General features: G+C 68.5%; 20 protein-coding genes and 1 other RNA gene. All 21 read right to left on the bottom strand.

The annotated features are described in order from the left end of the window. Position 1: 1 nt before the first annotated feature. Entirely contained in the window at positions 2 to 634 is a 633-nt protein-coding gene (locus tag E6K79_08075) for a phosphoribosylanthranilate isomerase (protein TMQ64229.1), read from the bottom strand. Then, positions 631 to 1,449 carry an indole-3-glycerol-phosphate synthase gene (locus E6K79_08070; GenBank protein TMQ64228.1) on the bottom strand — a complete coding sequence of 273 codons (819 nt, stop codon included), beginning with the start codon at positions 1,447 to 1,449 and terminating at the stop codon, positions 631 to 633. The genes E6K79_08075 and E6K79_08070 overlap by 4 nt, the downstream gene beginning before the upstream one ends. After that, positions 1,449 to 2,336 (bottom strand): anthranilate phosphoribosyltransferase, encoded by an 888-nt coding sequence (gene trpD / locus E6K79_08065; GenBank protein TMQ64227.1) that lies wholly within the window; start codon positions 2,334 to 2,336, stop codon positions 1,449 to 1,451. The genes E6K79_08070 and trpD overlap by 1 nt, the downstream gene beginning before the upstream one ends. Next, on the bottom strand, positions 2,165 to 2,461 hold the full coding sequence (locus E6K79_08060) for a hypothetical protein (protein ID TMQ64226.1): 297 nt from the start codon (positions 2,459 to 2,461) through the stop codon (positions 2,165 to 2,167). Before E6K79_08060 ends, trpD begins: the two co-directional genes overlap by 172 nt. Further along, the gene (locus E6K79_08055; GenBank protein ID TMQ64225.1) at positions 2,458 to 3,051 is read right to left on the bottom strand and encodes an aminodeoxychorismate/anthranilate synthase component II; all 594 of its coding nucleotides are present in this window, start codon (positions 3,049 to 3,051) and stop codon (positions 2,458 to 2,460) included. Before E6K79_08055 ends, E6K79_08060 begins: the two co-directional genes overlap by 4 nt. Next, a complete protein-coding gene (gene trpE, locus E6K79_08050) occupies positions 3,048 to 4,514 on the bottom strand; it encodes an anthranilate synthase component I (GenBank protein TMQ64224.1) in 1,467 nt (488 codons plus the stop codon). Before trpE ends, E6K79_08055 begins: the two co-directional genes overlap by 4 nt. Beyond that, positions 4,511 to 6,256 carry a DNA repair protein RecN gene (gene recN / locus E6K79_08045; protein ID TMQ64223.1) on the bottom strand — a complete coding sequence of 582 codons (1,746 nt, stop codon included), beginning with the start codon at positions 6,254 to 6,256 and terminating at the stop codon, positions 4,511 to 4,513. Before recN ends, trpE begins: the two co-directional genes overlap by 4 nt. Positions 6,257 to 6,260: 4 nt before the next feature. After that, positions 6,261 to 7,220, bottom strand: coding sequence for an NAD(+)/NADH kinase (locus E6K79_08040; GenBank protein TMQ64222.1), 960 nt, complete (start codon positions 7,218 to 7,220; stop codon positions 6,261 to 6,263). Beyond that, on the bottom strand, positions 7,154 to 9,064 hold the full coding sequence (gene dxs / locus E6K79_08035; protein TMQ64256.1) for a 1-deoxy-D-xylulose-5-phosphate synthase: 1,911 nt from the start codon (positions 9,062 to 9,064) through the stop codon (positions 7,154 to 7,156). The genes E6K79_08040 and dxs overlap by 67 nt, the downstream gene beginning before the upstream one ends. 11 nt (positions 9,065 to 9,075) lie before the next feature. Beyond that, positions 9,076 to 9,465, bottom strand: a complete 390-nt coding sequence (locus E6K79_08030) for a divergent PAP2 family protein (GenBank protein ID TMQ64255.1) — start codon at positions 9,463 to 9,465, stop codon at positions 9,076 to 9,078. Positions 9,466 to 9,538: 73 nt separating this feature from the next. Continuing rightward, on the bottom strand, positions 9,539 to 10,432 hold the full coding sequence (locus E6K79_08025) for a polyprenyl synthetase family protein (GenBank protein TMQ64221.1): 894 nt from the start codon (positions 10,430 to 10,432) through the stop codon (positions 9,539 to 9,541). Further along, positions 10,410 to 10,709, bottom strand: coding sequence for an exodeoxyribonuclease VII small subunit (locus E6K79_08020; protein TMQ64220.1), 300 nt, complete (start codon positions 10,707 to 10,709; stop codon positions 10,410 to 10,412). Before E6K79_08020 ends, E6K79_08025 begins: the two co-directional genes overlap by 23 nt. After that, entirely contained in the window at positions 10,706 to 12,205 is a 1,500-nt protein-coding gene (xseA, locus tag E6K79_08015) for an exodeoxyribonuclease VII large subunit (protein TMQ64219.1), read from the bottom strand. The genes E6K79_08020 and xseA overlap by 4 nt, the downstream gene beginning before the upstream one ends. Then, positions 12,103 to 12,987: a bifunctional 5,10-methylene-tetrahydrofolate dehydrogenase/5,10-methylene-tetrahydrofolate cyclohydrolase gene (locus tag E6K79_08010; GenBank protein TMQ64254.1), complete on the bottom strand. Its 885-nt coding sequence runs from the start codon at positions 12,985 to 12,987 to the stop codon at positions 12,103 to 12,105. The genes xseA and E6K79_08010 overlap by 103 nt, the downstream gene beginning before the upstream one ends. Positions 12,988 to 12,995: 8 nt before the next feature. Further along, positions 12,996 to 13,802 carry a TIGR00282 family metallophosphoesterase gene (locus E6K79_08005; protein ID TMQ64218.1) on the bottom strand — a complete coding sequence of 269 codons (807 nt, stop codon included), beginning with the start codon at positions 13,800 to 13,802 and terminating at the stop codon, positions 12,996 to 12,998. Between the two features lie 6 nt (positions 13,803 to 13,808). Then, on the bottom strand, positions 13,809 to 15,377 hold the full coding sequence (rny, locus tag E6K79_08000) for a ribonuclease Y (GenBank protein TMQ64217.1): 1,569 nt from the start codon (positions 15,375 to 15,377) through the stop codon (positions 13,809 to 13,811). Positions 15,378 to 15,400: 23 nt separating this feature from the next. After that, a non-coding RNA gene (gene ssrS / locus E6K79_07995) (6S RNA) lies at positions 15,401 to 15,582 on the bottom strand. Between the two features lie 74 nt (positions 15,583 to 15,656). After that, complete coding sequence (locus E6K79_07990; GenBank protein TMQ64216.1) at positions 15,657 to 15,950, bottom strand: cell division protein ZapA; 294 nt, start codon at positions 15,948 to 15,950, stop codon at positions 15,657 to 15,659. 64 nt (positions 15,951 to 16,014) lie between these two features. Continuing rightward, positions 16,015 to 16,302: a cell division protein ZapB gene (zapB, locus tag E6K79_07985; GenBank protein ID TMQ64215.1), complete on the bottom strand. Its 288-nt coding sequence runs from the start codon at positions 16,300 to 16,302 to the stop codon at positions 16,015 to 16,017. After that, positions 16,299 to 18,731, bottom strand: a complete 2,433-nt coding sequence (locus tag E6K79_07980) for a phenylalanine--tRNA ligase subunit beta (protein ID TMQ64214.1) — start codon at positions 18,729 to 18,731, stop codon at positions 16,299 to 16,301. Before E6K79_07980 ends, zapB begins: the two co-directional genes overlap by 4 nt. Before the next feature lie 9 nt (positions 18,732 to 18,740). After that, positions 18,741 to 19,754: a phenylalanine--tRNA ligase subunit alpha gene (pheS, locus tag E6K79_07975; GenBank protein ID TMQ64213.1), complete on the bottom strand. Its 1,014-nt coding sequence runs from the start codon at positions 19,752 to 19,754 to the stop codon at positions 18,741 to 18,743. Between the last annotated feature and the right edge of the window lie 9 nt (positions 19,755 to 19,763).

Raw genomic sequence — 19,763 nt, 5'->3', positions numbered from 1 at the left:
CTCACGAGCTCTTCGGGCGGGTCCGGTCTGCTTCGTGGATCCGCTCCACGAACGCCCGCACCTTCTCCAGGCTCTTCTTCCCGACCTCGGATTCGAGGCCGCTCGATGCGTCCACGCCAAAGGGCCGAACCTGGAAGATCAGCGACTCCACGTTCCCGGCGCTCAAACCTCCCGCCACGAAGAGGCGCCGGCCGTGCTGGACGCAGAGCTTGGCCCAGGCCCAGTCCGAGCGCTTCCCGGTACCCCCCGCGAGTGTCCGGTCATGGGCGTCGAGAAGGTACGTGCGCAGTGGGATCATGGGGAGCTGCGCTGGGTCCGGAAGCTCGGCGCCGCGGAGCACGTGCCAGACCTCGCACGAGATGTCGGGGCTCGCGTCGAGCCACCCGGCTACCTGGACCGCGTGAAGCGCGAGGTCCCGCGCGAACGGGGCCACCTGATCCGGGCGCTCTTCGGCGAACACGCCGACGACGGCCGCCTCCGCCGGAAGAGCGGCGCGGATCGCCTTCGCCTGCTCGAGGGATAGCTGGCGGGGACTCTTCGTCAAGACCAGGCCGACATAATCCGCTCCGGCGTCGAGGGCCATCCGCGCATCCTCGGCGCGGGTGATGCCGCAGATCTTGATCCGAGTTCTCATTCCTTTCGGTCCCCCTTCGATGCCCCGTTCCCTCCGAGGAGCGCGCGGAGCGCTTCCCCCGGGGACTCCGACCTGAGAAGGCTCTCCCCGACCAGGACCGCGTCAGCCCCGGCGCGGCCCAGGGCCTCCAGCTCGGCAGGCTCGCGGTATCCGCTCTCCGCCACGCGGAGCCGGTCGGCGGGAATCTTAGGGATGATCCGCTCGGCCCAGCCTTGGCGGATCTCCAGGGAGCGCAAGTCCCGGTTGTTGACGCCGATTCCAGCCCCGGGGACCAGGAGCGCGCGCTCCAGCTCGCGCTCCTCGTGGATCTCAAGAAAGGGCTCCAGCGAGAGCTCGCGCGCGAGGGACGCGTAATCGAGAAGCTGGGTGGAGTCCAGGAGGGCCACGATCAGCAGCACCGCGTCGGCGCCCGCCGCGCGCGCCTGATAGAGTTGGCGCTCGTGGATCACGAAATCTTTGAGCAAGACCGGAAGCTGAACGCGATCCCGCACCCGCGAGAGGTGCTCGATGGCCCCGCCGAAGCGGGACGGCTCGGTCAGGACCGAGATCGCGGACGCTCCAGCCTTCTCGTAGGCCATCGCGATCGCGGCCGGCTCGTACTGCTCTCGAAGAACGCCGGCGCTGGGCGACGAACGCTTCACCTCGGCGATCGCCCGGACGCCGCCCTGGTCGCCGCGGCGGAGCGCCTGACCGAAGGGCCGGACGTCGGCGCTTCGCATTTCGGCCTGATCGCGAAGCTCGGCCGTGGAAACGCGCCGCTCCTCGCGGAGAACAAGCTCGCGCCGCTCGCGAGCCATGGTGGTAAGGAAGTCCACTATTCCTCCCCTGCCGTCTGGGAAATCTCGACGTAACGCTCAAGCGTGCTCTTCGCCGCGCCCGAGTCAAGCGACTCCGCCGCGAGGCGCGCGCCCTCTTCCAGGCTCGAGGCCCGCTGGGCGATCCAGAGGGCCGCGGCCGCGTTCAAGACCACCGCATCCCGTCGCGGGCCCCGTTCCCCCGATAGGACAGCGCGCACGTGGACCGCGTTCTGTGCCGCGTCTCCCCCGCCGAGCGCCGGGGCCGGAGCCGGCGCCAGCCCAAGCGCGGCGGCTTCGATCGATACCGGGCGAGGCGCGCTCCCCTGCTCTACAAGGAACGCCTCATTGCCCGACTCGAGGGAGAGCTCGTCGAGGCCGCCGGCGCCGTGGACCACGAGCGCCCGCGAGACCCCCAGGGCCTGGAGGACGCGCGCCATGGCCTCGAGCCGGGACCGCTCCGGGACACCGACCAGTTGGTGCGTCGCGCGCGCCGGATTGGCGAGGGGGCCGAGCCAGTTGAAAAGGGTTCGGACGCCAAGCGATTCCCGCACGAAAGCCACGTTTCGCATCGACGGGTGAAACCGCCTCGCGAAGAGAAAGCAAAAGCCGGTCTCGGCGAGCGCGCGCGCGGCGCCGTGAGGTCCGATCTCGATCTTGGCGCCGAGGTGAAGCGTTCGTCGCCCAGCGCCGGCGTTCTTCGAGAGCAGTACGAGCCGGCCGCGATCGCGATGGCCTACGAGAAGGCTGGAGCGTCCGCGATCTCGGTCCTGACCGAGCCGTCCCCACCCGTGCCGCAGGTATCGAGGATCGGCCCCTTCGTCGCCGGGAACGGAACGGCCGCGGCGCGGAGCGCCTCGGCCCCACCGGTCAGCTCCTCGTCCGACTCTCCGCGCTGCGCCAAGCAGACCAGGAAGGCCGCGACCACGGTGTTGTCGTTTTCACCGCGGACGATGGAGCCGATCGCCGCCGCCGCTTCCTCGCGGGTGAGCCGATCTCCGCGCAGGAGCCGCGGGAGGAGCTCGCGGATCATCGCCCTCCGGCGGGCGTGGGTGCTGGCAGAAGGAGGAGGAAGTTTCGGAGGATGTCCTTCCCGACCGTCGTGAGGATCGATTCGGGATGAAATTGGACTCCCCACGTCTCGTGCTCCTTGTGCCGGAGCGCCATGATCTCGTTCTCCGGGGTCCAGGCCATCACTTGCAGCGAGTCCGGGAGACCCTCGCGTGCCACGATCAACGAGTGATACCGCGTGGCCTGGAACGGATTGTCGATGTCGAGGAAGAGCCCGCGCCCAGTGTGGATGACGGCGGAGGTCTTCCCATGCACCAAGCGCTCCGCCTGGACGACCTTGCCGCCGAAGACCTCTCCGATGCACTGGTGCCCCAGGCAGACGCCGAGGATCGGGATCTTCCCGGAGCAGCGCTTCACGACGTCTGAGCTCACGCCCGCCGCGGCGGGACGGCCCGGCCCCGGCGAGATGACGATCGCCCGCGGCCGCATCGCGAGGATCTCGTCGACCGTGATCGCGTCGTTTCGCTTCACGACAGGCGTGTCGCCAAGCTCCCCGAAATACTGCACGAGGTTCCAGGTGAAGGAGTCGTAGTTGTCGATCATCACGATCACGTGTCGAGCCCCCGAGCCGCGAGACGAACGGCCTCCTCGACCGCGCGCCCCTTGTTCTGCGTCTCCGTCCATTCCTCGTCCGGATCGGAATCGGCCACGATCCCTGCCCCGACCCCGCACTGAACGCGGCCGCCGTCGAAGACAGCGGTCCGGATCGTAATGCAGAAATCGGCGTTCCCGTGAAAATCGAAGTAGCCCATCGCGCCCGCGTAGGCACCGCGACGCGCTCCCTCCAGCTCCTCGATCAGCTCCATCGCGCGCTTCTTGGGCGCTCCGCTGACGGTGCCCGCGGGAAAGCAGGCGCGCAGTACGTCGAAGGGGCCGAGGCCTTCGCGGAGCTTCCCCTCCACGTGACTCACCAGGTGCATCACGTGGGAGTAGCGCTCCAGGGTCATGAAGGCGGTCGTCTTCACGCTTCCGATGCGCGCGACCCGCCCGACGTCGTTTCGCCCCAGGTCGACCAGCATCACGTGCTCCGCGCGGTCCTTCTCGCTCGCCATAAGCTCCCGGCTCAGGGCCTCGTCCTTCTCCGGGTCGGCGCCCCGGGCACGAGTGCCCGCGATGGGTCGAAGCGAGATCCGATCCCCGCTGACCCGGATCAGGATCTCGGGCGATGAGCCTGCCACGGCCCGCTCGCCGAACCGTAGATAGAACATATAGGGCGACGGATTCAGAACGCGGAGCGCCCTGTAGACGTCGAACGGGGCCACCGGGACAGCCGCCTCGAGCCGGTGCGCGAGCACGACCTGGACCACGTCTCCGGCCCGGATGTGTTCCTTGGCCTTCAATACTGCGCCTTTGTAAGCTTTTTCACCCATGGTGCTTGTGAACTTTACATCGCCATTCAGATGAGGCGTCGGAGGAGCCGCGGGGAGCGGGGCCCCAAGACGCGCCACCATTTCGTCGATGGCCGCGACCGCCTCCCGGTACGTCCGGTCCGGGTCCTTATCGGGACGGCTCCAAACCACGAACCTGAGGCGATGGCGGAAATTGTCGAACACCAGCACGATGTCGGGGAAGACGAAGTGGAGGTCAGGATGGCTGAGATCGTCGCTCAGCCGGGCCGGGAGCTTCTCTAGGAATCGGACGTAGTCGTAGCCGATCAGTCCCACGGCTCCGCCGCTGAACCGCGGGAGCCCCGGAACCGGGGCCGCACGGAACTCGCTCAGCAGGGACCGGAGGGCTTCGAGAGGGTCATCCGAGGTCAGACGCTGGGTCTTGTGGATCTCGATGGCCGTTCCCTTGGAGCGGAACTCGATCGACGGTCGAAAGCCGAGGATCGAGAACCGGCCCCACGTCTCCCCTCCCTCCAGGCTCTCCAGGAGGAACGAGGCATCCCCGCGATTCAGCTTGGCAAAGGCGGAGACGGGCGTGTCAAAGTCGGCCAGGATCTCCCGCGTGACCGGGACCAGGTTCGAATCGCGCGCGTATCGCCGGTATTCCTCCAGGGTCGGACCGATCATGCGCCCCGCGCCCCCGCGGCCCGCGCCCCCGCTCCCCGGACGCGCGTCGGCGTACCGGCGCGCGCCTCGCCGGCCGCGTCGAGGAGCTCCCGCGCCTGCTTCCGCGTCGTCGGCGTCACGCGGTCCCCCGCGAGCAATCGTGCCACCTCAAGCTCCCGTTCGTCGGGAGCCAGCGCCCGGACCGTGGACGTGGTCCTCCCCTTCCGCGTCTGCTTGGACACCTCGAAGTGCCGCGTGCCATAGGCCGCGATGAGGGGCAGATGCGTGATGCAGAGCACCTGACGACGTTCACCGAGCGTGCGAAGCAGTCGGCCCACTTCCTCTCCCGCGGCGCCGCCGATCCCCTGGTCGACCTCGTCGAATACGAGGACAGCCACCTGATCGCGCTCCGCCATCAACGATTTGATTGCCAGCATCACCCGCGAGAGCTCTCCCCCGGACGCGATTCGTCGGAGCGGGCGCTCCGCCTCGCCCGGATTCGGTTGGAACGCGAATTCTAGGGTCGGGATCGCGGCGGGGTCAACCGCCGCCCGGGATCGGTCGACCTCCGCCGCGCGGACCCGGAGCGCGGCGCGCGAGAACCCGACCCGCGAGAGCCGCGCGCCCACGTCCTCTTGGAACGCCCCGAAGCGGTCGCCTCGGTGCGTCATCAGCGCGTCCAACCTGAGCTCGAACCTCTGGAGGCGATCGTCGTGGGCCCGCTCCGCCTGCGTGAGCTCGCGCCCGGCGGGGTCGAAGTCCCGCACCTTCGTCTCGAGCGTGTCCCGGAGCGTCAGGAGCCCCGGCACGTCGGTCCGGTGCTTTCGCTTCAGTCGGTGGAGCAGGTCCAGCCTCGCCTCGAGCGCCTCGAGGTCCACGGGCTCCTCCGAGAGGCCGTCCTCCATCCGCTCGAGACGTCCATCGAGCTCGCCAACCTCGTCCAGGATCCGCTCGGCCTCCGCGGCGAGGGACGAAGTATCCGGGTCCAGGCTCTCGAGGGCCCGGATTGCCCGGACCGCCCCTTTCAGCCGCTCCGAGGCGCCGGTCTCCTCGCCGGCGAGGCCTCGGCGGGCGTCAGCGAAACCCTGAAGGAGGCGCCCCCGATGCTGAAGGCGCGCGCGGTCCCGCTTCGCGTTCTCTTCCTCATCCGGATGGAGCGCCGCGACACGAAGCTCTTCGTAGTCCTCCCGGATGGTCGCCTCGTCGGCGCGCTCCCGTTCCCAGCGCTCCCGCTCCCGGCGCAGCTGCTGGCGCTCCTCGACGAGGGCGCTACGCTCTTCTTCCAATGCGCGGCGCTCGCCCAGGAGACCCGCCCACGCGTCGAAGAAGTCGGCTTGCCGGTCCGGGCTTAGGAGCAGCTGGTGCTCGTGCTGGCCGTGCAGGTCGACGAGCAGGTCCCCCACCGTCTTGAGGAGGGAGGCGGGCGAGGGCCTTCCGTTCACGAACGCCCGGCTCTTCCCGTCGGGATGAATCTCGCGCCGAAGGAGGAGCCGTCCATCCTCGGGCTCGACGCCGAGCGGGAGCAGCGACTCGACTAAGTCCGGCCTGTCCTTGAGCTCGAAGGTCCCGTCGACCGAGCCCCGCTCCTCGCCCGAGCGGAGCCAGGCCGCGTCCGCGCGCTCGCCCAGGAGGAGCCCGATCGATCCTAGAATGAGCGACTTTCCAGCGCCGGTCTCACCGGTGAGGACGTTCAGGCCGGGGTCGAAGGCGAGCTCGACCGATTCCACAAGAGCGAGCCCCTGGATCGAGAGCCACGAGAGCATTCGGTCACCCGCGTCGCGTTCGGGAGCGCGGCAGCTCCGCCCAAGCGAACTTCGAGCGGAGCACCTCGTAGAACGACCCGCGCTCGAGAACCAGGAGATCCACGTGCGATTTCGCGCGGCGGATCGTCACCTCGTCGCTCGTCGCCAGTTCACGCGAGAGCTGGCCGTCCACCGTGATGGCCGCCGGGGCGTGGCCCGATCGCACGCGCACCCGCACCGACTCGTCGGCGCCGACGAGGAGTGGGCGGAACGCCAGCGTGTGCGGGCTGATCGGCGTGGTGATGAGGGCCTCCATGGTCGGCCGGACGATCGGCCCGCCCGCGGAGAGCGAGTAGGCCGTGGATCCGGTCGGGGTGGCGACGATGAGCCCGTCGGCCACCAACGTCCCGATCGGCGTCCGTCCGATGCCGATGTCGATCGCGACGACCCGCGACCGATCGCGCGCGTGGATGACAGCGTCGTTGAGACCGACCGCCATCCAGGCGCGTTGGGTTCCGCGCTGCCGAACGACCGCCTCCACCATGATCCGCCGCTCCACCTGGAACTCGCCCCGAAAGAGCCGGGTGAGCACCGGGTAGAGCGATTCCTCGTTCGTGTCCGTCAGAAAGCCGAGCCCGCCCAGATTGATTCCGAAGATCGGCACGCCGGTCCGGCTCGCCGCCCGCGCCGCGTGGAGCATCGCCCCGTCCCCTCCGAGAACCAGGAGGACATCGACCCGCTTCACGAGCGTCGTGAGCGGCAGACCGGGACCTGCTCCGCGAACGCCCCGGGCCAGGCTCCGGTCCACCGTGGCGCGGCGGCCCTTCGAATGGATCCAGCGGAGGAGCGACGGGAGGAGCGCGCGAACCTCGTCCTTGTCCCGGTTCCCGAAGATCCCCACGTGGCGGGGCGGGAGGGTCATGCGTTCGTGACGGCGGGGGCGATGGGTTCCGGGGTCGTTCGGGGCTCGTCGCGGAGCCAGCATTCCAGCTCGGCGGCGATGGGTTCGGGCGTCAATCCGGCGGCCCTCAACAGGGACTCGCGGGTCGCGTGATCGAAGAAGCGGTCGGGTACGCCGAAGCAGCGGGCCTTGAGTCCGGGGATCGGATGGCGCGAGAAGAGCTCGAGGACCGCCTCACCGAACCCTCCGGAGATCGCCCCCTCCTCCATCGTCGCGACGCGCGGCACGCGGCGTGCCCACTCGATGATGAGGCGCTCGTCGAGCGGCTTCGCGAACCTCGCGTTGATGACGGCCGCGCTCAGCCCTCGGCCCGCGAGCAGCTGGGCGGTCCGCTCCGCCGTCGCCACCATGGTGCCGTACGCGACGAGGAGCAGGTCGTTGCCGGGCCGGACCAGCTCTCCCTCGCCGATCGGCAGCACCCGGAGCTCTTCATCCATGGACACGCCGCGCCCGCTTCCTCGCGGGTACCTGACCGCGATCGGCCCCTGATCGTAAGCCGCCATGGTCGCCAGCATGTGCCGGAGCTCGTTCTCGTCCTTGGGGGCCATGAGCACGAACCCGGGGAGGCAGCGAAGATATGGGATGTCGAAGAGGCCGTGGTGCGTCGCGCCGTCCTCGCCGACGAACCCGGCCCGGTCCAGCGCGAATCGGACGGGGAGCCGTTGGACCGCGACGTCGTGGACGATCTGGTCGTACGCGCGCTGGAGGAACGTGGAGTAGATCGTGGCGAAAGGTTTGGCTCCGGCCGCCGCCATCCCGGCGGCGAAGCACGTGGCGTGCTGCTCCGCGATCCCCACGTCGTGGAATCGGTCCGGATAGGTCGTCGCGAACTTCGCGAGACCGGTCCCGTCCGCCATCGCGGCGCTGATCGCGACGATCTTCGGATCGTTCGCCGCGATCTGGAGGAGCGTCTGGCCGTAGACCTCGGTGTACGTGGGCGCGGCCGGCTTCTTCGCGCTGGCCCCCGTCAGCTTGTCGAAGGAGGCGACGCCGTGGTATTTCCGCGCGTCGTCCTCCGAGAATTTGTATCCCTTCCCCTTGCGGGTGAGCGTGTGGAGGAGCACCGGTCCCTTCACTTCCTTGAGCTGGCTCAGGATCTCGAGCAGGTTGGGAAGATCGTGGCCGTCGATCGGACCGTAATACTTGAAGCCGAGCTCCTCGAAGAGAATGTTGGGGATGATGAGGTTCTTCATCCCTTCCTTCACCCGGCTCACGAGCTTCCGGGCGCGTCCCCCCGCCGGAACCTTGCCCAAGAGCTCCCACACGTCGTGCTCCAGGCGCCGATAGGTCGGCGAGGAGGAGAGCCGCGTCAAGTAGCGCGCGATCGCTCCGACATTTGGGGAGATCGACATCGAATTGTCGTTCAGCACGACCAAAAGATCCGTGCCGAGAGCGCCCGCCTGGTTTAGCCCCTCGTAGGCGAGCCCTCCGGTCAGCGCCCCGTCCCCCACCACGGCGATCACGCTGTGATTCCCGCGCGCTAAGTCCCGCGCGCACGCGAATCCCAGGGCCGCCGAGATCGCGGTGGAAGCGTGGGCCGTGCCGAACGCGTCGTACTCGCTCTCCATGCGACGCGGAAAGCCGGAGAGGCCGCCTTCCTGACGGAGCGTGTCGAACCGGGAATTCCGGCCGGTCAGGATCTTGTGCCCATAGGCCTGGTGGCCCACGTCCCAGATGAGGATGTCCCGGGGGGTATCGTAGATCGCGTGGAGCGCGATCGTGATCTCCACCGTGCCGAGGCTTGGGGCGAGATGCCCGCCCGTGCACGAGACGACCTGGATGATCCGGTCCCGGATTTCCTGCGCGAGCTCCGGGAGCGCCTCCCTGGGGAGCCGCTTGAGATCGCTTGGGTCCTTGATGCCGGCCAGATGGTTCGTGCTCACATGCCTCCCGGCGGACGGTAGATCGCGAATGAGTAGAGGACGCCGATGATCGCTCCCACGAGCACCTCGATCGGCGTATGACCCAACAGCTCCCGGAGCCGCTCGTGCGGCTGCCCCGGCAGCTGGATGTGCTCGTGAAGAATCCGGTTGAGTAGCGTGGCCTGGCGGCCCGCCGCTCGTCTTAGGCCAGCGGCGTCGTACATCACGATCAGGCTGAAGAAGAGGACGACGCCGAACAGCACCGAACCGACCCCTTCACGAAACCCCACGCACGTGGTGAGCGCGCACACCGAAGCCGCATGCGAGCTGGGCATTCCGCCCGTCTCCACGAAGCGCCGTACGTTGATTTTCTTCTCTCGCACGAGGAAGGTCAACACCTTGCTCATCTGCACGAGAAAACCGCACGAAAGCGCGTGGAAGAGCGGGCTGGAGGCGACGTCGACCGCCACGGGTCCTCCCCTAGTGGGTCCGGTGCAGCAGGTAATCCGCCAGCGATTCGAATTCGGCGGCGCGGCGCCCCAGACGGGGGGCCATCCGGGCCGCCTCGCGAAGGAGCTTCGCCGCGTCCCGCTCGGCCCGGGCAGGTCCGGCGCGGCCGGGGGCGGTGGCCTTGCCCCGGGCCCGATCCGATCCCGCGCTCTTCCCCATCCGCTTCCGCGTCGAGCGGACGTTCAGCAGGTCGTCGACGATCTGGAACGCGAGGCCGATGCGACCGCCGTAGGCGTCGAACGCCCGTAGCTCCGCCGCCTTCGCTCCCCCGATCTGCGCGCCCAGCCGAAGGGACGCGCGCAGGAGGGCACCCGTCTTTCGCCGGTGCATCGCATAGACCCCGCGCAGCGACACCCTCTTGCCTTCGAGGAGGAGGTCCATCGCCTGGCCCCCGATCATTCCGTCCGCCCCGGTCGCCCGGGTGACGGTCTCCATGAGCGGGCGGGGATCGCGGAGGCGGCCGATCGGGGCCCGCGCGAGCGTCTCGTAAGCCAAGGAGAGGAGCGCATCGCCGGCGAGGATCGCCATTCCCTCGCCGAACACCTTGTGGTTCGTGGGCCGGCCGCGTCTCCAGTCGTCGTCGTCCATGCCCGGAAGGTCGTCGTGGATGAGGCTGAAGGTATGAATCATCTCGAGGGCGGCCGCGGCTTCCATGGCCGGCCCACCGCGTCCGAGAACCGACTCGCAGGCCAGGAGGCAGAGGGCCGGACGAATGCGCTTTCCGCCGGCGAAGACGCTGTAGCGCATCGCGCGGTGGAGCGGACGAGGCTCCCGAGCCGCGGGCGGCAGAAGGCGGTCGAGCGCGGCGTCGATCCGAGGCCGGACCTTCGCGAGATAACGCTCAAAACGGGAGCTCGTCGCCACCCTCTTCCTCACCCTCCTCCTCCAGTGGCACGGCGACCGGCTCCCCGGTCGCGTCTCGAGTGAGCTTGAGGATGCGCTGCTCCGCTTGGCTCAGCACCCCGGTGCACTTGCGGACGAGCGCCATTCCCTCCTCGAACGACTGGATCGATTCCTCCAGCGTCAGATTCCCCGTCTCCAGCCGGGCGACGAGCTCCTGGAGGCGCTCCATCATGGCTTCGAACGTGCGTGCGTCGCCGGGCGTATCGGACGGCGGGACCGCCGTTCCCTTGCGCTTCATGTCGTCTCCTCCGCGGCGAGCGGCCGCACGCGCGTCACGCGCGCGTCCGCCTGCGCATCTTGAAACTGGACCCGGATCGCTTCCTCGGGCCGGAGCGGCAGACCCCGCTGCACGAGCCGCCGGCCCTCGGCGTCCCAGACAAGGGCGTAACCCCGCTTGAGCACTCCGCGATAATCGTAGGATTCCAACAGCCGGCCACGCCCGCGAACCTGCTCCAGAAGCCGGCCGACCAGCCCGGACGCACTCGTCCGAAGCCGATGATCCAGGGTCTGCACGCGCTCACGGGAACGCTCCATCACGTGGGAGGGGGTGAACGCCTGGAGCACGCCCGCGTATCCCTCCAGGCGTCGGCGGCGAACGAGCACCCAGTCCGAGAGTCCCCGCGTCAGCCCGTCCGCGATATCGTCCAACGCACGGCGGTTATCCTGGACGCGCCGCGCCGGATCGCGGAGCGCATGGTGATTTCGGATGCCGGCGAGCTGAGCGGCGGCCTCGCGGAGCTCTCGACGGAGCCGCTCCCGCGCGTGTTTCGAGAGGTCCTCCAGCGCGGCCCGGACGTCCTCGCGGGCCGGGACCACCTGCTGTGCCGCGTGCGTGGGCGTTGCCGCGCGCAGGTCCGCCGCGAGGTCGGCGAGCGTCACGTCGACCTCATGCCCGACCGCCGAGACCACGGGAATCCGCGATCCCGCGATGGCGCGCACGACCGCTTCCTCGTTGAACGCCCAGAGATCCTCCAGCGATCCGCCCCCGCGACCCGCGATGATCACGTCCACGAGACCCCATTCGTTCAGGAGAGCGATCGCCGACGCGATCTCCCGCGCGGCCGCCTCGCCTTGGACCGCGGCGGGCGCGAGCGTGATGCGGACGTAGGGCGCGCGGTGGCGCAGGATCCGGAGCATGTCGCGCAGAGCGGCCGCGCCCGGAGACGTCACGATCCCGACACGGGTCGGATACGCCGGCAGCGGGCGCTTCCGGTCTTCGCGAAAGAGACCCTCCGCCTCGAGCTTCCGCTTCAGGGCGTCGAACCGGGCTTGAAGCGCGCCGTATCCGAGAGGAGAGACCCGATCCGCCAGGAGAGAGACCTCTCCACGCGGGCCGTAGAAATCGATTCTCCCCTCGACCTGCACGGCGATGCCGTCCGAGAGCGCGTCGTGGGCGCTACGGACCTTGCTCTTGAAGAGCGCCACCCGGATGCGCGCCTGCTCGTCCTTGAGATCGAAGTAGACGTGTCCGCTCTGCCGGTGGCGATTCAATCCCGAAATCTCGCCCTGGACGACCACGCTCGGAAAGGAGTCCTCCAGGGAGAGCTTGATCGCTTGGGCGATCTCGGAGACGGAGTAGACCCGCGGCTCCCCTTCCCGGGGCGTCAGCCGCGCCACGTTTGACCTCGCGCTCACGAGCGCCCCGCGCCGGCTTCGGCGGCGTCGGCGAGATTCCGTAGGAGCATCGCCACGGTCATCGGACCGACCCCGCCGGGGACCGGCGTGATCGCGGATGCGATCGACCGGACCACCTCGAAATCAACGTCCCCCTCGTAGCGCCGGGCTCCGGGCGCGGGGTTGGCGACCGCGTGGATCCCCACGTCGATCACGACGGCTCCCGGCCGGACGTGCGCCGCGCCGATGCCGCGGCGCTTTCCCATCGCGACGACGAGGATCTCCGCCTCGCGGGTGATCGACGGGAGGTCCTGGGTTCCGGAGTGGCAGAGCGTCACGGTGGCATTCATGCCGGGGCTCCGCTCGGAGAGAAAGACCGACAGCGGCCGGCCCACGATGCGGCTTCTACCGATTACAACCGCGCGCTTGCCGCCCAGGTCGCCCACGTGCCGCCCGAGCATCTCGACGATTCCCAGCGGCGTCGCGGGGCGGTGCCCCGGCAGCCCGCTCACCCACCGCCCGACGTTCCAGGGGTGGAGCCCGTCCAGGTCCTTCTCCGGCGAGACGTCTTCCAGATGCCGCTCTTCGTGAAGCTGGGCGGGAAGCGGAAGCTGGAGGATCACGCCGTGGACGCTCGGATCGGAGCTCAGCGATTTGAGACGCGAGCGGACCTGGTCCTCGCTCGAATCGCCCGGAAGGCGGGTGATCGTGGCGCGCGCGCCCAGCTCCTCCGCGGCGGCGACCTTCGAGCGGACGTAGGGGTTGCCGCCGGGGGGCTCCCCGACGGTGACGATCGCGAGCCCGGGCGTGATGCCCTGCGATTTGAGGCGATCGAAGCGAACGCGCACCTGGGCGCGGATCTCGGCGGCAATGGGAGCGCCCGCGAGGAGCACCGCCGTCATCGCGATGCTCACGCCACCGTGGCCCGGGGTGCCGGCTCAAGGGAGAGCGAGAGGCGCTCGATATGGCGGCACCGGCCGGTCGTTTCATCGATGTCGAGGTGGACCCCGTTGAGCCGCACGTCGCCCACGGCCGGCTCGAAGCGGGTCGGCAGGAGCGTCAGGAACTTCTGGATCGCCTGCTCCTTCCGCACGCCGATGACCGAGTCGAACGGCCCGGTCATGCCGGCGTCCGTGATATAGCCCGTGCCCTTCGGCAAGATCCGCTCATCCGCGGTCTGGATGTGGGTGTGGGTGCCGAGGAGCGCCGACACGCGCCCGTCCAGATACCATCCGAGGGCGATTTTCTCCGCCGTCGCCTCGGCGTGGAAATCGACGATCACGACGTTCGCCTCCTCGCGGAGGACGGCGACCTCCCGGTCGGCGACGCGAAACGGGTCTTCCAGCTCCCGCATGAACACCCGTCCCATTAGATTCAGAACCCCGACCTTCACGCCCGCCTTCGTCGTGAACATGCGGGAGCCCGAGCCCGGGACGCCGGGCGGATAATTGTGCGGGCGCAGCAGCAGCGGCTCTTCGGTCAAGAGCGGCAACGACTCGCGGCGATCCCAGATGTGGTTCCCGCTCGTCATGCACTCGACGCCCAGTCCCTTGAGCTCCACCAGGATGTCCTTCGTGACGCCGAACCCGGCGGCCGCGTTCTCGACATTGGCCACGACGAAGTCGATTCCCATCGAGGAGACGATCTCGGGCATGAGATCACGGACGGCCTTCCGGCCGGGCGAACCGTAGATGTCGGCGATGAAGAGAACGTTCATGGCGTCTTACTTGGCGTACTCCATGGCGCGGGTCTCGCGGATGACGACGACCTTGATCTGTCCCGGATACTGAAGCTCCCGCTCCACGCGGCGCGCGACGTCCGCGGCGAGCTGGACGGCCCGGGCATCGTCCACGTTCTTGGGCTCGACCATGATCCGCACTTCCCTGCCCGCTTGAATCGCGTACGACTTCTCGACGCCGGGGAAGCTGTCCGCGATCTTCTCGAGCGCTTCCAGCCGCTTGACGTAGTTCTCGATGCTCTCCCGGCGCGCGCCGGGCCTCGCTCCCGAGACCGCGTCGGCCGCCATGACGAGGACCGCGTAGAGGTTCTCGGCGGTGGGATCGTGGTGGTGATAGCCGACCGCGCGGACCACGTCGTCCGGCTCGCCGTACTTCTTCGCGAAGTCCATCGAGATCTGCGCGTGGGCCCCTTCGACCTCGTGCGTCACGGCCTTGCCGAGATCGTGGAGGAGGCCCGCCCGCTTCGCCAGCTGAACGTCGAAGCCGAGCTGGGCCGCCATGATGCCGCAGATCCAGGCGACCTCTTTCGAGTGTTGAAGGATGTTCTGACCGTACGAGGTCCGGTATTGGAGGCGGCCGAGGAGCTTCACGATCTCCGGGTGCATCGAGTGGACGCCGACCTCGAGCACGGCGGCCTCGCCCAGCTCGATGATCTGGTCCTCGACCTCCTTCTGGACCTTGGCGACGATCTCCTCGATCCGCGCCGGGTGGATCCGTCCGTCGGTCACGAGCTTCTGGAGGGAGCGCTTCGCGATCTCGCGGCGCACCGGGTCGAACCCGGACAGGATGACGGCCTCCGGCGTGTCGTCGATGATGACGTCGATGCCGGTCGCGGTCTCGAAGGCGCGGATGTTCCGCCCCTCGCGGCCGATGATTCGTCCCTTCATCTCGTCGTTCGGGAGGTGGACGACCGAGACAGTGGTCTCGGCCGAGTGGTCGGCCGCGCAGCGCTGGATCGCCAGGGTCACGATCTCCCGCGCCTCCTTCTCCGCGTTGCGCGTCGTTTCCTCGCGGATCTCCTGAAGCCTCTTCGCGGCCTCGGACTTCGCCTCATTCTCCATGTTGGCGATGAGCTGAGACTTCGCCTCGTCGGCCGTCATGCCGCTGATCCGCTGGAGGCGCGCGTTCTGCTCCCCCAGCACGCGGGTGAGCTCGCGGTCCCGTTCCACGAGGGACTCGCCCTTCACTTCGAGGTCGCGCTCGAGCTTCTTCTGCTCGCGCTCCTTCTTGTCCAGAACCTCGGCCCGCCGGTTCAGATTCGATTCCAGGTCGTGCAGGGCACGCTCGGACTTCTGGATTTCCGATTTCTGCCCCTGTACCTCCCGGTCCAGCTTCGCCTTCTCCCGGAACCATTCGTCCTTGGCCTCGAGGAGCGCGCTCTTCTTCTGGTTTTCCGCTTCACGCTCGGCCTCGCGGACGATCTTCGCCGCGAGCTGCTCCGCGTTGTAGACCTTGCCCTCGCCGATCCGACGGTGCGCCACCCATCCCAGAAGGAAGGCGACGGCCGCGGCGGCGAGCGTGATCAGCAGCACCATCCACGGGGTAAGCGTCATGGGATCAACCTCCCTATATAAAAAAGCGCCCCGCCGATGCCGTGGGTACGAGATTTTTGAACCTGGATATCTCCAGGTGGGCGCCCTAGCTCCGGGTTCGCGTCGTCCGCATTACGCGGACCACCACTCCGCCGGATGTTCAGGCCCCCGTCTCTTGAGTTGTGGCTCAAAAATATCTGGCACATCACGAGCATGGCAGGGTGCCGTTTCCACTCTATGTTTGGTTTGCGCTACTCGATAGTCCTCCGGGTCACCGGGTGGTCGTCGCGTTCGATCGATTCACTTTTCGCTCAGGGTCTCGCTCAGAATGCGCCCCCACTCCTTGGCGCGGTCCCTCAATTCGTTGTCTCGACGCGTCCGCTCATCTCGTTCGCGGAACAGCTCGTCGGCGATGTTGAGCGATGCTAGGATCGCGAGCTTCGTCTGGCTCCCGGCGGGGAGGCGCTGCTCCAGCTCGCGCATCTTCCCGTCCACGTAGGCGGCGACCACCTGGATGTAGTCCGGATCGGCGCCCCGGATCTTGTACTCGCTGCCGAAGATCGTCACGCTCTGCGTGTTGGGTTCGGTCGTCATCGCGATCCCTCTGATCGATCGTTGCTGCGACGGCCCCGGAAATACCCGGACCGACCGTGGCTCCTCAAGCGTGGACCGCCTTCTGCAGCAGCTCCAGCTTGGTTAACATCTCCTCGACGCGCCGCGCAACCGCCCGGCGCTCGTCGAGAAGGGTGCTCCGTTCCTCTTCCAATGCCTTGAGACGCGGCCTCAGGTCATCCGCGTGCTTCGCCGCGGCGGGGACCATGGAGCGAAGTCGCCCCTGTAGCTCCTTGTTCTCGGCCTCAAGCCGCCGCTTTTCCTCGCGGAGCCGGGCGACGAGCCCGACCGCCGCCTGAATTCTCTCTTCCAGCTTGTCCAGGTCCACCGTCATGACGGGACTCCTCCGGACCGCCGCGCGGGAGCTCCCCCGCGAAGCGTGGCTCCGAATTTTGTCTGTAGCGCGCGAACGATGGCTTCCATCAGCCCGTCGACCTCTCGATCCAAGAGCGTCCGATCGGGCGCCCGAAATTCCAAAGCGTAGGCCATGCTCTTCTTTCCAGCACCGACCGGCCCCCCTTCAAAGACATCGAAGAGCCGGACTTCCTCCATTTGGGCGCCGCCGGCCGCCCGGATCGCGTCCTCCAGATCGGCGTGATGCGTGTCGGCCGGGACGATGACCGCGAGGTCCCGCTTGGACGCCGGGTAGCGGGCCACCGGCCGGTACCCCCGCTTCGCGGGTACCACCGCGGCCAAGGCGGCTACATCCAACACCGCCGCCCACGCTGGGCGATTCAGGCCCAGTGCCGACGCCAGCGAAGGGGCCACCTCGCCGAGACGGCCCAACCGCCGTTCCGACGCTCGAATCGAGGCGCCGGTGCCGACCTTCCAACAAGGTTCATGGTAGGCGTCGGTGCGGAACGAGTCAATTCCCAAAGCCCGGAGCAGCGCCTCCACGGCGCCCTTCAGCTCGAGATAGCGATCCTCCTCCGCGCCGGGATGATCCCACTCGTCGGATTTCCCCGCGAGGATGAGGGCCGCCTCGTGACGCTCGGAGCCGAGGGGTGGCGGGCTCGCCCGAAACACCTTTCCGACCTCCGCCAAGCGGACCTCGCGGATGCCGTGGTGCAGGTTGCGCGCGGCGGCCCCGATCAGCCCGGGAAGAAGTCCCACCCGAAGATGCTTCAGCTCCCTGCTCTTTGGATTCTGAATCTCCCAGATCTCCGAGTCCTCGAGGCCGTGGCGCGCCTCCGGCGGGATCTCCCCCACGAGAACCGGGCTCAAGGCTTCGTGGAATCCGAAGCCGCGCGCCAGGTCGGCGAGGCGGTTGTCGAATGGGGCCGCGCCCGCCTCCGGCTGATACGCCGTGGACACGGCCCGGAGGCGGCGGGGGATCGCGTCGTAGCCGATGACCCGGCCCACCTCTTCGATCAGGTCTTCCTCGATCTCAATATCGAGCCTATGGGAAGGAACCCGGAACGAGGCGACCTCGTCGCCGTCCTGTTTCTTCCACGGGCCCGCCCCCTCGATCCCGAGGGATCGGAGCGCCTGGGTTGCTTTGTCCTTTTCAACCGCAACTCCGAGGAGCTGGGCGAGGCGCCGGAGCGAAAGCGCAATTTGGGGGCGCTCGGCGCGTCCTGGCCAGAGATCGACGCGGTCGCGGACGACCTTGCCGCCTGCGACGTCCGCGAGAATCCGGGCCGTCGCGTCGAGAGCCGTCGCGACCCCTTCGGGATCGACGCCCTGCGCGAACCGATCGGCGGCGTCGCTCGCGATGCCGAGCGAGCGCGCGGTCGCCCGCGTGAGGGCAGGATCGAACTGGGCGCTCTCCAGAACGACGGCAGTCGTCGCGTCGGTCACGCCGGATGGGAGCCCGCCCATCACGCCAGCCAGACCCATCGGCACCCTCGAATCGGCGATCACGAGATGTGCGGGGGTCAGCGCGACCTCGCGACCGTCCAGGAGGGTCAACCGCTCCCCGGCTTTCGCCCGTCGAACCCGGATCGCGTTCCCCCCGACGTTCGCCGCGTCGAACGCGTGGATGGGCTGACCAAATTCGCGAAGCACGTAGTTGGTCGCATCGACGACGTTGTTGATGCTGCGGAAGCCGCTGGCCTGGAGGCGGCGGCTCAGCCAGTCGGGCGAGGGGCCCACCTTGAGCCCCGTCACCACGCGGGCCATGTAGCGAAGGCAGTCGGCCGGGTTCTCGATCTTCACCTCGGGGAGCGCCCCGGCGCCCTCCGCGCGAAGCGCGGGTGCCGGCTTCAGCCCCGCGCCTCGGGCGGAGGCGACCTCTCTCGCGATGCCCACGACGCACATGCAGTCGGTCCGGTTCGCCGTGATCTCCACGTCGATCGCCGGATCCGCCGATCCCGTAACCGAAGCGAGCGGCGCCCCGACGGGAGGGTTCCCGGGGAGAACCCAGATCCCCTGCGACTCGTCGCTCAGCCCAAGCTCCCGCTCGGAGCAGATCATCCCCTGCGATTCGACGCCGCGGATCTTGGTCTTGCGGAGCTTCGTGCCGTCCGGGAGGCGGCTCCCGACCTGGGCGACCGCGACGCGCTGTCCGGCCGCGACGTTCGGCGCGCCGCAGACGATCGAAAGGCGCTCCGACCCGATGTCGACCGTGCAGAGACTCAGCCGATCCGCGTCCGGGTGCCGCGCGACCTCGACGACGCTCCCCACCACGATGCCAGGATCGAACGAGGCCCCTCGCTCCAGCGATTGGACCGGAAGCCCTCGCATGGCGAGCAGGTGGGCGAGATCCTCGGGGCGGTCCGGAAGCTCCACCCAATCCTCGAGCCACTTCCATGTGATCTTCACCGGCTCACCTCAGAACTCGCGCAGGAAGCGGATATCGTTCTCGTAGAAGAGCCGAACGTCGGGCACCCCATGCCGGAGCATCACCAGGCGCTCGATGCCGCCCCCGAACGCGAATCCCGTCCACCGGCTGGGATCGTAGCCCACCGCGCGGAACACATTCGGATGCACCATTCCCGCGCCGAGCACTTCGAGCCAGCCGCCCGAGAGCGGCCCGCAAACGGAGCAGCCCTTCCCCGCGCAGAAGAGGCAGCGGACGTCGACCACGGCGCCCGGCTCGACGAACGGATAGAAGGACGGGGCGAACCGGATCTCGGTCTTCGGCCCGAAGAACTCCTTGAAGAACCGGTCGAGCGTCCCCTTCAGATCGGCCATGCTCACGCCCTCGTCGACGTAGAGGCCCTCGATCTGGTGGAACTCCACAAAATGCGTCGCGTCGACGGCCTCGTTCCGATATGCCCGGCCCGGGCAGATGATCCGTACCGGCGGCTGCGTCTTCTCCATCACCCGGATCTGAACCGAGGAGGTGTGCGTTCGAAGGAGGACGTCGGGCCGGAGATAGAACGTGTCGGTCTCGGCGCGCGCGGGGTGCCCTTTGGGCATATTGAGCGCGCCGAAATTATGACGCTCGTCCTCCACGTCGGGGCCTTCCGCGACGGAGAAGCCGAGACCTCGGAAGATCTCCTCGATCTCCTGGATCACGGATTGAATGATGTGGCGGTGGCCTACGGGCGGACGGCGGCCAGGCAGGGTCACGTCGCGCGAGGCATCGGGGGCGCTGCGCGCCTGCACGCGCGCTTCGGCCTCGGCGAGGAGCGCCTCCAGGCGGCCGCGCGCTTCGTTGGCCCGAGCCCCGGCTCGCGCGCGGGCGTCCGGCTCGAGGTCCTTCAGCCCGCGGAGAATTTGCGTGAGCTCGCTCTTCCGACCGAGGAAGCGCACGCGCACGGCCTCGAGGTCCGCGGAGGTCGCGGCCCCGGAAAGCGCACGCTCACCCTCGGCTCGGAGGGCGTCGATCCGCTCGATCACGGGCAATGT

This window comes from Candidatus Eisenbacteria bacterium (genome assembly GCA_005893305.1).
Taxonomy (GTDB): domain Bacteria; phylum Eisenbacteria; class RBG-16-71-46; order SZUA-252; family SZUA-252; genus WS-9.
Note: the sequence above shows the minus strand (reverse complement) of the source record. Positions and strands in the feature narration are given on the sequence as shown.